This window comes from Aminobacter aganoensis, from assembly GCF_014206975.1.
Lineage (GTDB): Bacteria > Pseudomonadota > Alphaproteobacteria > Rhizobiales > Rhizobiaceae > Aminobacter > Aminobacter aganoensis.
On record NZ_JACHOU010000016.1, the window covers coordinates 101,270 to 112,203 of the forward strand.

12 protein-coding genes and 1 tRNA gene are annotated in these 10,934 nt (G+C 64.7%); 5 read left to right on the top strand and 8 right to left on the bottom strand.

What is annotated here, in order from left to right; translation table 11 throughout:
- On the bottom strand, positions 1 to 843 hold the full coding sequence (locus GGR00_RS22570) for an SDR family oxidoreductase (RefSeq protein ID WP_082496483.1): 843 nt from the start codon (positions 841 to 843) through the stop codon (positions 1 to 3).
- An 89-nt stretch (positions 844 to 932) separates the two neighbouring features.
- On the opposite strand from GGR00_RS22570, the gene GGR00_RS22575 reads away from it, so the two are divergent.
- Positions 933 to 1,784 carry a YihY/virulence factor BrkB family protein gene (locus GGR00_RS22575; protein WP_184117426.1) on the top strand — a complete coding sequence of 284 codons (852 nt, stop codon included), beginning with the start codon at positions 933 to 935 and terminating at the stop codon, positions 1,782 to 1,784.
- On the opposite strand, the gene GGR00_RS22580 is transcribed toward GGR00_RS22575, so the two are convergent.
- Complete coding sequence (locus GGR00_RS22580; protein WP_055973392.1) at positions 1,751 to 2,644, bottom strand: DMT family transporter; 894 nt, start codon at positions 2,642 to 2,644, stop codon at positions 1,751 to 1,753. The two genes, GGR00_RS22575 and GGR00_RS22580, sit on opposite strands and share 34 nt — an antisense overlap.
- A 198-nt stretch (positions 2,645 to 2,842) precedes the next feature.
- On the opposite strand from GGR00_RS22580, the gene GGR00_RS22585 reads away from it, so the two are divergent.
- Positions 2,843 to 3,130, top strand: coding sequence for a hypothetical protein (locus tag GGR00_RS22585; RefSeq protein WP_055973121.1), 288 nt, complete (start codon positions 2,843 to 2,845; stop codon positions 3,128 to 3,130).
- A gap of 176 nt (positions 3,131 to 3,306) precedes the next feature.
- Here GGR00_RS22585 and gluQRS read toward each other — a convergent pair whose 3' ends face one another.
- Positions 3,307 to 4,182 (bottom strand): tRNA glutamyl-Q(34) synthetase GluQRS, encoded by an 876-nt coding sequence (gene gluQRS / locus GGR00_RS22590; protein WP_055973118.1) that lies wholly within the window; start codon positions 4,180 to 4,182, stop codon positions 3,307 to 3,309.
- A gap of 75 nt (positions 4,183 to 4,257) precedes the next feature.
- Between gluQRS and GGR00_RS22595 the strand changes: the two genes are divergently transcribed.
- Complete coding sequence (locus GGR00_RS22595; protein ID WP_055973115.1) at positions 4,258 to 4,911, top strand: DNA-3-methyladenine glycosylase family protein; 654 nt, start codon at positions 4,258 to 4,260, stop codon at positions 4,909 to 4,911.
- A 118-nt stretch (positions 4,912 to 5,029) separates the two neighbouring features.
- Complete coding sequence (locus GGR00_RS22600; RefSeq protein WP_055973389.1) at positions 5,030 to 5,587, top strand: HNH endonuclease; 558 nt, start codon at positions 5,030 to 5,032, stop codon at positions 5,585 to 5,587.
- Between the two features lie 144 nt (positions 5,588 to 5,731).
- On the opposite strand, the gene GGR00_RS22605 is transcribed toward GGR00_RS22600, so the two are convergent.
- Both GGR00_RS22605 and GGR00_RS22610 read right to left on the bottom strand, forming a co-directional pair.
- Positions 5,732 to 6,244, bottom strand: a complete 513-nt coding sequence (locus GGR00_RS22605) for a disulfide bond formation protein B (RefSeq protein ID WP_184701270.1) — start codon at positions 6,242 to 6,244, stop codon at positions 5,732 to 5,734.
- A gap of 36 nt (positions 6,245 to 6,280) precedes the next feature.
- Positions 6,281 to 6,868 (bottom strand): YqaA family protein, encoded by a 588-nt coding sequence (locus GGR00_RS22610; RefSeq protein WP_055973109.1) that lies wholly within the window; start codon positions 6,866 to 6,868, stop codon positions 6,281 to 6,283.
- Positions 6,869 to 7,051: 183 nt separating this feature from the next.
- On the opposite strand from GGR00_RS22610, the gene GGR00_RS22615 reads away from it, so the two are divergent.
- Positions 7,052 to 7,136: transfer RNA gene (locus tag GGR00_RS22615), tRNA-Leu, on the top strand.
- Between the two features lie 79 nt (positions 7,137 to 7,215).
- Here the strand turns inward: GGR00_RS22615 and GGR00_RS22620 are convergent.
- The 3 genes from GGR00_RS22620 to tcuA form a co-directional block, all read right to left on the bottom strand.
- Entirely contained in the window at positions 7,216 to 7,884 is a 669-nt protein-coding gene (locus tag GGR00_RS22620; RefSeq protein ID WP_184701273.1) for an outer membrane protein, read from the bottom strand.
- Positions 7,885 to 8,076: 192 nt separating this feature from the next.
- Complete coding sequence (gene tcuB / locus GGR00_RS22625) at positions 8,077 to 9,204, bottom strand: tricarballylate utilization 4Fe-4S protein TcuB (protein WP_055973103.1); 1,128 nt, start codon at positions 9,202 to 9,204, stop codon at positions 8,077 to 8,079.
- On the bottom strand, positions 9,201 to 10,622 hold the full coding sequence (gene tcuA, locus GGR00_RS22630) for an FAD-dependent tricarballylate dehydrogenase TcuA (RefSeq protein ID WP_055973100.1): 1,422 nt from the start codon (positions 10,620 to 10,622) through the stop codon (positions 9,201 to 9,203). Before tcuA ends, tcuB begins: the two co-directional genes overlap by 4 nt.
- Between the last annotated feature and the right edge of the window lie 312 nt (positions 10,623 to 10,934).

Genomic DNA, 10,934 nt, shown 5'->3' on the forward strand with positions numbered 1-10,934 from the left:
TCAGGCTTGGCGGGCCAGAATTCGGTAGAGCAGCGAGGCGGGCAGGAGGCGCTTCAGCACGACGCCGATTCTCGCCGGGGTCGTGACAACATAATGCGGACGCGGGCGCGGCGACAGCAGGGCGTGTCGCAATACCGCATGAACCGCTTCCGGCCCCAGCTTCATCCGCGATTTGGAGCCGCCGCCGGAAAGTCTCGCGAGTTGTGCGCGATAGGCTTCGTGGTGGACCGAGCGCTCGTGATCGATGTAGCGCAGGAACCAGGCCAGCCCGTTGGTGGCGATCTTCGACGTCACAGGGCCTGGCTCGATCATCGCGACATGGACGCCCGTTCCGGCGAGCTCCTGGCGCATGCACAGCATCAGGCCTTCCAGCGCATGCTTGGAGGCGGCATAGGCGCCGCGAAACGGCACCGGCGTCAGGCCCAGGATCGACGAGCAGTTGACGATGCGGCCATGTCCCTGCGCGCGCATGACCGGCACGATGCGCCGGGTCAGGTCGTGCCAGCCGAAGAAATTGGCCTCGAACTGGTCGCGCAGCGCCGCCATGGGCAGGTCCTCGACCGCGCCGGGCTGGGCATGCGCACCGTTGTTGAACAACGCGTCGAGCCTGCCGCCGGTGCGCTCCAGTACGGTCGCCACCAGCGCCTCGATCGATTGCGGCTCGGCATAGTCGAGATAGAGCGCCTCGATGCTGTCGGCTTCCAAGGCTGCGATGTCCTCCGGCTTGCGTGCCGTGGCGAATACGCGCCAGCCTTCCGCGTGCAGCGCACGGGCGCAATGGGCGCCGATGCCAGACGACGCGCCAGTCACGATTATCGTGCGTAACTCCTTGATCGGGTTCACTTCGCTGCCGCCAACACTTGCCAACCGGGGCAAACCCTTCCCATATTCGCGCCCTGGAAACAATCGGACGGAGCGGTAAACTGGAGTTGATGCGCAAGATCGTCGCCACGAGGCGCGTGCTCTTCGACGCAGCCGGCCACTTCCATGACGACGACGGCTGGGCGATGGCCAGTCATCTCGCCATCTCGACGCTGATGGCGCTGTTTCCGTTCCTCATCTTCGCCACCACGCTTGCCAGCTTCCTCGGCGCCGATGCCTTTGCCGAAACCGCCGTGCACCTGGTGTTCGACACCTGGCCCGAGCAGATCGCGGCACCCATCGCACGCGAAGTGGTCAACGTGCTGACCGTGCCGCGCACCGACCTCTTGACCTACGGCGTCGTGCTTGCAGCCTACTTCGCCTCCAACGGCGTCGAGGCGCTGCGCACCTCGCTCAATCGCGCCTACCGCGTCGCGGAAACCCGCACCTTCTGGTTCCGCCGCATCCAGAGCCTGATTTTCGTGTTGATCGCCACGATCAGCTTCGTTGCCATCTCGGTGCTGCTGGTGTTCGCGCCGATCATCGCGCGCCTCCTCGAGGCTAAGTTCGAGTGGATCCAGCCCTATATGGGCACCATCACCGTGTGGCGCTTCACCATCGCCTCGGCGGTCATCGTGTTCGGGCTGTTTGCCGTGCACATCTGGCTGCCCGCCGGCCGCCGGCGCTTCATGAGCATCCTCCCCGGCATCGTCTTCACGCTGCTCGCCTGGCTCGCCGGGTCGACGATCTTCGCCGCCTATCTCGACACATTCTCGTCCTACGTCACCACCTATGCCGGCCTCGCCTCGATCATGATCGCGGTGGTGTTCCTCTACATCGTCTCGGCGATCTTCATCCTCGGCGGCGAGCTCAACGCCGCGATCAGCCGCTATCTCGAGGCCCGCGCCCGCGTGCCCGGCTGAGCCATGGCAAGGCCGACGCCCAGCGTGGCGATCGCCATGCCGACGAGCTGGATCGCCGACAATTGCTCGCCGAACAGCAGCCAGGCGATGACCGCAGTCACGGCCGGCACGAGGTAGAACAGCGAGGCGACCTTCGACATGGCGCCGTCGCGGATCATCACCATCAGCAGGAATATCGCGCCGATCGACAGCACGAACACCAGCCAGGCCATGGCGAAAATCAGCTCGCCATTGACCGTCATCTGCCGCGTCTCGAATGCCAGCGAGGCGATGGTCGTCAGGAGCGCCGCGCCGACATATTGCCAGAAGGTGCCGGTCACGAGGTCGCCCGATGCGCCGACGCGCTTCTGCCAGATGGTGCCGGCACTGATGCCGGCCATGGCGATGATGGATGCCGTCAGCGTTTGCCAGGTCACGCCGCCGCCGAGCGCGCCGAGCTTGGGCGACAGCACGATGACCACGCCGGCGAAGCCCGTGGCGAGCCCGACCCAATGGCGCGGGCGGATCTCTTCGCCCAGAAGCTTGCCTGCCAGCACCGCCGTCACCAGCGGCTGAAGGCCGGCGATGAGCGCCGACAGCCCGGCCGGCAGGCCCTGGTGGATCGCCCAGAACACGCCGCCGAGGTAGACGCCGTGGAGCAGCATGCCGATGAGCACGGCATGGAGCGCCGCGCGCCGCGAGAGCCGGGCCGAGCCGAGCGCCAGCATCACGCCGCCGAGGATCAGGAAGGCGAGCACGAAGCGGATGGCAAGGAAGGTGAATGGCTCCGCCCACGGCATGGCGTAGCGCGCGCCGATGAAGCCGGTTGCCCACAGCAGCACGAAGGTGGCCGGGATCAGCCGCTTTGGAGAGGATGTCATGGGCCACCGTGCGTCGCCGGACACCGCGCCCGGTAGGGAGTTCATGCGATCGCTCTAATGCCGAATATTCGCGCAAGCAAAATGAAACGATTGATCCATAGATTCACCGAACCTGATCTGACGACCCGATCTGGGTGATGCACACCCCGGGAGGCGGCCCGGTAGAAACTGCACAGTCGGCCTCTGAAAGGACCGAAGATGTTGTGGAATCTCGATCCGGGCTGGTTGATGATGGCAATCGCCTTCGTCGCCGTCATGGCGTTCTTCTTCGGCGCAGCACTCGACGCCATCATGAAGGACGACGGCTTCGGCCCAACGGGCAACATGCTGCTGTTCACTGTCGGCTTCTTTGGCGCCGTTCTGGTCGCCAACAGCTATGGCATTACGCTGCGCGACCTGAACCTCGCCGTCGCCTGGGGGCTTGGCGGCGCCTTCGTCTTCATCAGCGTGCTGGCGCTGGTCAAGGCGGGATTTGCCAGGTTCTGACGGCGGTTGTCTGGTCGTGCGTCCTTCGACAAGCTCAGGATGAGGAGCGTAACTGTTGCCAGCACCACCGTCGAGAAGTTCGACGACATTGCGACGGCACCAACGGTCCTCACCCCGAGCTTGTCGAAGGACGCACGACCGCCTAACTGCACCGCCCGTCGGTTGGACGGTGCGACCTAATATCCCAGCATCCGCCTGACGCCTTCCGACGTCTCGCCGGCCTCGCGCAATGCCGCGAGGCCGGTGTCGCGTTGGCTTTTCGACAGCTTGCGACCGTCCGGACCGAGCACCAGTCGGTGGTGGAAATAGCTCGGCTGCGGCAAGCCGAGCATCTCCTGCAGCAGCCTCTGCACCGACGTCGCGAAATAGAGGTCGCGGCCTCGCACGACATGGCTCACCCCCTGCAGCGCGTCGTCCATGACCACCGACAGGTGGTAGCTGGTCGGTATCTCGCGCCGGGCGATGACGACGTCGCCCCATTGCAGCGGGTCCGCCGCCACGTCGGTGGTCGAGGGCATGGTTTCATCCGCCCATTCCCGCCAACTCAACCGGCCCTTCAGCCTGGCCAGTGCCCCCGCCGTGTCGAGCCGCCAGGCGAAGGGCGCGCCGGCATCGATACGCTGCATGCGCTCGTTGCGCGACATGGTCTTGTCCGTGCCGGGATAGAGCGGGGCGCCGTCGGGATCGCGCGGCCAGGTCTTTCCCGTTGCCTCGAACGCCATGATCGCGGCGCGGATGTCGCCACGGCTCATGAAGGCGGGATAGACCAGTCCTTCGCGCCTGAGGCGTTCGAGTGCTGCTTCATACTCGCCGAAGTGTTCCGACTGTCGGCGCACCGGCTCTTCCCAGTCGATGCCCAACCACGCCAGATCGCGGAAAATGCCGGCGTCGAACTCCGGCGTGCAGCGGGTGACGTCGATGTCCTCGATGCGCAGCAGCAGCCGGCCGCCGGCGGCGTTGGCCATGCGCTGGTTGGTCAGGGCCGAAAGCGCGTGGCCGAGATGCAGTTCGCCATTCGGGCTCGGGGCGAAGCGGAAGACAGGAGCAGTCATGAGCGTTGCGGTTTCGCATTGAACGGTTGCCTTGCCGATTGCTACGGTGCCCGACGCAACCTAACAAGTGACGCCATGCGCCGGATCTCCAGTCTCGACGACGTCCACCGCGGTCTCGACGCGCTTTGCGCGGTCGACCGGCGGCTCGAGGCCGTGCGCGGGATGGCCGGCGAGGTGCCGCTCAGGCTGACCGAGCCCGGCTTTGCCAGCCTCGCCTCGATCATCGTTTCGCAGCAGGTGTCGACGGCGAGCGCCAAGGCGATTTTCGGCCGTCTTGCCACGCTTGTCGACCCGCTGACGCCGGCAGCATTGCTCGCCGCCGGCGAGGACTTGTTCCGCGAAGCGGGTCTGTCGCGGCCCAAGCAGCGCACGCTGCTGGCCGTCGCCCAGGCTGTCGCCGACGGCCTCGACCTCGACAGACTCTGCCGGCTGGAGGCGCAGGAGGCGATGGCGACCATGGTCGCCATATCGGGCATCGGGCCATGGACGGCGGAGGTCTATCTGTTGTTTGCCGCCGGTCATCCCGACATCTTCCCGGCCCGCGACGTCGCCCTGCAGTCGGCCGTCGGGCATGCGCTCGGCATCGATCCGCGGCCCGGCGAGAAGGCGCTGATTCGGCTTGCCGAATCATGGGCGCCGTGGCGGGGGGTCGCGTCGCGACTGTTCTGGGCGTATTATCGCGAGACCCGGGGCCGCGATGGCGCGCCGCCGGCCGGAAATCCCGCCTGAATGCGCAAAATCGCGTATTTTTGACGGGCTTTGTGACCGACTAGGCGCTTCACATTCCTGTCACCTCGGGCTTACAGTATCCGCACCGTTGGGTTCGGGAGCCAAGGAGGTACGCGAAGTGACGGTTGCCGTGTCTCCGGATGGGCTCCCAGCACTAGTGCTGAATGCGGATTATCGTCCGCTCAGCTACTACCCCTTGTCGCTCTGGTCCTGGCAGGACGCGATCAAGGCTGTGTTCCTCGAACGCGTCAACATCGTTGCCGAATACGAGCACGCCGTTTCCTCGCCGACCTTCTCGATGAAGCTGCCCAGCGTCGTCAGCCTCAAGACCTATGTGAAGCCGTCGCGCTATCCGGCCTTCACCCGTTTCAATGTATTCCTGCGCGACCGCTTCCAGTGCCAGTATTGCGGCACGCCGGAGGACCTGACCTTCGACCACGTCATCCCGCGCCACAGCGGCGGGGCCACGACCTGGGAAAACGTCGTCGCCGCCTGCTCGCCCTGCAATCTCAGGAAGGGCGGCATGATGCCGGCGCAAGCCAAGATGTGGCCGCTGCAGAGGCCGTTCCAGCCGACCGTGCACGACCTGCACAACAACGGCCGGCTGTTCCCGCCCAACCACCTGCACGAAAGCTGGATGGATTATCTATACTGGGATGTCGAACTGGAGCCGTAGAGCCGCTTCGTTCTTCTCCCCGTTTACGGGGAGAAGATGCCGGCAGGCAGATGAGGGGCCGAGCCGGTCTTTCAGGAGTAATCGCTGCCCCTCATCCGGCCCTTCGGGCCACCTTCTCCCCGCAGGCGGGGAGAAGGAAAGGCTTTACTTCCTGAACGCACCACGCAGGGCCACGACCGCCAGGAAGGCGCTGGCGAGCACGTTCCAGCCGGCGAAGGACAGGCCGAGCACGCGCAGTGCCGCATCCTCGCAGCGCGGCGGCACGACCTCGTTGAGCACGTCGAGCAGGCCCTTGCCGCCGGTGTCGACGGTGCCGCTGACTGCTGCGCAGTCGGTCGGGCCGGACCACCAGCGCCATTCGACGCCGGCATGATAGGCGCCGAGATAAAGTCCATAGAGCATCAGCAGGCCGCCGAGGGCGAGCAATGCGCGGGTCAGCCAGGCCGGCCAATGCATGGCCGAGGACAGGGCGGCCAACGCCATCAGCGGCACGCCGACATAGTAGGGCGTGCGCTGCTCGAGGCAGAGCTTGCAGGGCATGTAGCCGCCGATGTGCTGGAAGCCGAGCGCGGTGCCGACGACGACGGCCATGGCAACGGCGAGGAAGAGCGCCGTCAGCATCTGGCTGCGTCCGCTCGGGGAGGCTAGGGTGGTCATTGCGTGTTGCCCAGTCTGGTTACCGGCACTTGCCGTTCAGTGGAGGTATTTGACGAGAAGATAGAGCAAAATAAGGGCAGCGGCGGCGACGCCGGCCAGCAGGCCGAGGCGCTTTTCGATGAAGTGCCTGATCGGCTCGCCATAGGTCCTGAGCAGCCAGGCCAGGAACAGGAAGCGGGCGCCGCGGGCGATGATCGCCGAGACGATGAACCAGCCGAGCGGAAAGCCGACGACGCCGGCAAGGATCGTCACCACCTTGATCGGCGGCAGGTGGGACAGCCCCGAGGTGACCAGCATCAACAGGATGATCCCGGTGCCGGATGCGACCTTGAGCGCTTCGAACTCGTCATACTTGCCGTAGAATTCGAGCACCGGCTTGGCCACCGCCTCGAAGGCGTAGTGGCCGAGGAACCAGCCGGCGATGCCGCCGAGCACCGAGGCCACCGTCGCCACGATGGCGTAGCGGTAGGCGCGGTCGGGCCGCGACAGCGCCATCGGCAAATAGAGCACGTCGGCTGGAACCAGGAAGATCGAGCTTTCGATGAAGGCGATGAAAGCCAGCCACCATTCGGCGGATTTCCTTGCCGCGAGCGACAAGGTCCAGTCGTAGAGTCGGCGAAGCATCTGGCCCCCTGGGATAACGCGCTGCCTGTTTAGGAAGAATTGCCGTGCCGCACAATGCGTGAGGACTTCACGAATGCGAAACGAGCTTTACTTGCACAATCTGTCGCACAATCGCACGCCTGGGCAGTTGACGGACGGGTGGCTGACCGTATAGTCCGCGACCGTTCTGTCCGTTTAGGGCAGGCCCCTATGGCGGAATTGGTAGACGCGCTCGACTCAAAATCGAGTTCCGCAAGGAGTGCTGGTTCGATCCCGGCTAGGGGCACCACCAACTTGGTGGAAGCCAATAAATCAGCAGTTCAAGGGCTTGGGCGGCGCGCCGTGAATGGCGTCAGAACTTGATGGCGTCAGAACTTGTAGGCGATGCCGAAGCGGAAGTCGTGCGACGACAGCGTGATATGGGCATCATCGATTCTGAAGAAGTCCGGCTGCGCGAAGCTTTTTGAACCATAATCAGAATAGCGGTACTCGGCGCGCAGGACGAGACCGTCGGTGGCGGCATATTCGGCGCCCAGGCCGACATTCCAGCCGACCATGGTCTCGCTTTCCGCATAGTGCACAAAGCCGGTATCCCTGATGAAATCGAAGTCGTATTTCGCCACGGAAAGCCCGCCCGCCACATATGGCAGGACCCGACCCATTGCATAGCCGAGGCGTGCACGAAGCGCGGCTGTGTACTTGATCTCGGCGCTTGCTGTCGGAACCGGGATGCCGCCTACCCACCAGTAGTCATTGCTTCCCTTGATGCCCGTGAAGTTCAGGTCGCCGTCAATGCCCAGAACGACATTGTTGGACATCTGAAAATTGTAGCCGGCGTAGACGCCACCAAAGAAGCCGTCAGGATCGTAGTTGACGTATTCGGTCGGGAAGTCCGTGTTTGTGTAGAGGGATTGACCCAAAGCATACCCAGCCTGCACACCGACATACGCTCCCGACCAGTCGTAAACCTGATCCTGTGCGGCAGCGGTTCCGGCGCCAAGCGCCAGTGCGCTCGCGGCAATCAATAGCTGTCTCATAGGTCCTCCCAGTACAATCGTCCGTGGGGGATAACACGCTTCCTGACACCTGAAAAGGAATCGCCATTGCCGAAACAACGTGGCCCAAGGTGCATCGTATTTTATTAGAGATTGCGGATATAAAGGCTTTTCATCGTACCGCATTTTGATCCACGAAAGCTTGGTTGCTTGACGATGACGCCGGTTTCTCGGTCAGGCGCCGCCGATCTGCCGCCTTTCCCTGGCGTAGCGCACCAGGGCCAGGAACCGGTAGATACCGTGGACGAACTTGCCGTAGGGCATGGTGACGAAGAGGCTGAAGACGACGCCGAGGTGAAGGGCGAGCATCAGGCCCATGGCGGGCGTGGCCCGCAGAACGAGCAGCAGCAGGCCCGTCAGGCTGGTCAGGAACAGCATGGCGAGGAAGGCGACGTCCATGCCGGTGCGCGAGCCGTCCATGAGGACCGGGTTGCGCAGCCATTTCGCGTGAAGCAGGCCGGCAGGCCCGACGAGGAGGCCGATGCCGCCGACCGTGCCGAGCACGACCGGGAGATCGTAGACCGGGTAGGGCGCCTCCATGCCGAGCACGTAGTGGTAGAGCGTCGCCGTCGACGTCGCCGCAAAGCAGAGCATGAAGCCGTAGAAGGTCATGTGATGGTAGAGGCGCCGGCGGTCGGTCGGGGCCTCATCCTCGTTCATGCAGCCGACGCCGCCGCCGTCGAGATGGCGCAGGCTGCACGCATCCTTGATCGCCTGCCAGAGCGAGGCAGGTTCGGCGAGCGTCGTGGCGGGCTCGCCGATGTCCTTCCAGAAATTGCGGACGCCCATGGCGAGAGCGACGAGGGCATAGGCAAAGGCGGCGCCGAAGAGCAGGGCCATCGCATCGTGCGGCATCAGCTTGTAGAACGCGCCGGGGCCGGTATGCACGCCGAAGACCACGGACGGGTCATGCCAGGCAGCAAAGCCGGCGACGAAGACCGCGACGCTCACAGCGGCGATGAGGCTGATCGCCAGCCCGTTGCGGTCGAAAAGACCGGCACAGGCGCGCGGCCAGGCATAGGCGCGGTAGGAATCGTTGCGCACGATCGCCAGCGTCTTCGGCACGTTCACGTCGAACTCGTGCGGCGGCGAGAACTGGCAATCGTGGAAGCAGGCGCCGCAGCTGTGGCAGAGATTGGCGAGGTAGTTGAGGTCGCCGTCGGAGAAGGCGCGCCGCATCTCCATTGCCGGAAAGACGGCGCACAGACCCTCGCAGTAGCGGCAGGAATTGCAGACCGTCATCAGGCGGTCGGCCTCGGCGAGGCTTGCCGTCGCGTGCGCCGGCTGGGCGTGGATGTTCATGCGGCCTCCGACGACGGGCAGGTGGACGAAACGAGGGCAGCGGCTTCGCGGCCGGCGATGCGTCCGAAGACGCTGCCGATCGTCATGCCTATGCCTGCGGCATAACCCTGGCCGAGCACGTTGCCGGCCATGATCTCGCCGGCGGCGAACATGTTGGCTGCGGGTCGCCCGTCATCCATCAGCATGCGCGCCCGCCGGTCCACCTTGACGCCGAGATAGGTGAAGGTGATGCCCGGCCGGACCGGATAGGCATAAAAGGGCGCCTGCTCGATGCGGCGCGCCCAATGGCTCTTGGCGGGCTCGATGCCTTCGGTGCGGCAGTCGTCGAGGCTCGTCTGGTCGAAGTGTCCGGGCTGGACGGCATCGTTGAAGCCGGCGACCGTACGTTCGAGCGCCGCCGGCTCGAGGCCGAGCTTGCCGGCCAACTCGCCCAGCGTCGAGGCCTTCACCGGGGGAAAGAGCGACGGCATGAAGAGGTCGAGCGACGGAGCGTCGAAGACGATATAGGCGATCTGGTCGGGCTGGGCGGCGACAAGGCGCCCCCAGATGGCGTAGCGCTTCGGCCAGACGTCCTCGCCCTCGTCGTAGAACCGCTCGGCGTGCTTGTTGACGACGATGCCGAAGACGACGCAGTCGAGGCGGGTGATGATGCCGCCGTCGAACTTCGGCGCGCGCGCGTCAATCGCCACGGCATGGCATTGCGTCGGATCGCCGATCTGCCCGACGCCGCTGTCGATCAGCATCTTCAGCACCGTGCCGCGGTTGTAGGGGGTGCCGCGGATCAGGAAGTTCTCGGCGATCTCGCCCCAGCCCTCTTTCAGCCATTCGATGTTCGCCTCGAAGCCGCCGCAGGCGGCGACGAAGGTTTTTGCGCGAACGGTGGTTTCTGTGCCGGCGTGCCGGACCCGGGCGGCGCGGAATTGCGACCCTTCGATGTCGAGGCCCACCACCTCCGCGTCATAGACGACTTCGACGCCGAGGCTTTCGGCGGTGCGGTAGAGGGCATTGAGCATCGCCCGCCCGCCGCCGAGGAAGAACGAGTTGGTGCGCCCGAGGCTGAGCGTGCCGCCGAGGGAGGGCTGGAAGCGCACGCCTTGCTCGGCGATCCAGGTCAGCATCTTCTTGGATTCGGCGATCATCATGCGCGCCAGATCTGCGTCGGTGTTGCCTCCGGTCACGCGGAGCAGGTCGTCAAAGAACTCGTCCTCGAAATAGGGGCCGGACAGGGTTTCGGTCGCCTCATCGTGGGCGCAGCGCATGTTGCGCGTGTGGCGCGTGTTGCCGCCGCGATAGAAGCGCGGCGCCGCTTCCACGACGAGAACGCTGGCGCCGGCGCGCCGGGCGCTGATGGCCGCGCACAGTGCGGCATTGCCGCCGCCGGCGACGAGCACGTCGTAGTCTGTCGATGCGCCGATCATCACCTGGAACCGATCCGCCTTTGCAGTTGATTTGACCTCCGCGTCTTATTGCACACATTTGTATACAGTCAAGCTTGCCACGACTGGTTGGTTGCCTGGAGGGTTTTCGATCGGTGAAAATGAAATGAAAACAAGGCTTCGCCATTGGAGAAGCCCCCATTCGCCTAATGGCAGTATGCAAATGGATGCATTACTGTGGCGGGATTGCGGGAATCCGCTATATGCCAGTCGACGATGCCAGCGGTCGGCATGGTAAAGAGAATATGCGCCGAACCAGCGCACGCGCCGCCTTGAACGGCTCGGGTTGCTTGG

Bases quoted from the DNA above. Each gene is read 5' to 3' on its own strand.
- GGR00_RS22575 (WP_184117426.1), top strand. From the start codon at position 933: ATGCGCAAGATCGTCGCCACGAGGCGCGTGCTCTTCGACGCAGCCGGC.
- GGR00_RS22580 (WP_055973392.1), bottom strand. From the start codon at position 2,644: ATGACATCCTCTCCAAAGCGGCTGATCCCGGCCACCTTCGTGCTGCTG.
- GGR00_RS22585 (WP_055973121.1), top strand. From the start codon at position 2,843: ATGTTGTGGAATCTCGATCCGGGCTGGTTGATGATGGCAATCGCCTTC.
- gluQRS (WP_055973118.1), bottom strand. From the start codon at position 4,182: ATGACTGCTCCTGTCTTCCGCTTCGCCCCGAGCCCGAATGGCGAACTG.
- GGR00_RS22595 (WP_055973115.1), top strand. From the start codon at position 4,258: ATGCGCCGGATCTCCAGTCTCGACGACGTCCACCGCGGTCTCGACGCG.
- GGR00_RS22605 (WP_184701270.1), bottom strand. From the start codon at position 6,244: ATGACCACCCTAGCCTCCCCGAGCGGACGCAGCCAGATGCTGACGGCG.
- GGR00_RS22610 (WP_055973109.1), bottom strand. From the start codon at position 6,868: ATGCTTCGCCGACTCTACGACTGGACCTTGTCGCTCGCGGCAAGGAAA.
- GGR00_RS22620 (WP_184701273.1), bottom strand. From the start codon at position 7,884: ATGAGACAGCTATTGATTGCCGCGAGCGCACTGGCGCTTGGCGCCGGA.
- tcuB (WP_055973103.1), bottom strand. From the start codon at position 9,204: ATGAACATCCACGCCCAGCCGGCGCACGCGACGGCAAGCCTCGCCGAG.
- tcuA (WP_055973100.1), bottom strand. From the start codon at position 10,622: ATGATCGGCGCATCGACAGACTACGACGTGCTCGTCGCCGGCGGCGGC.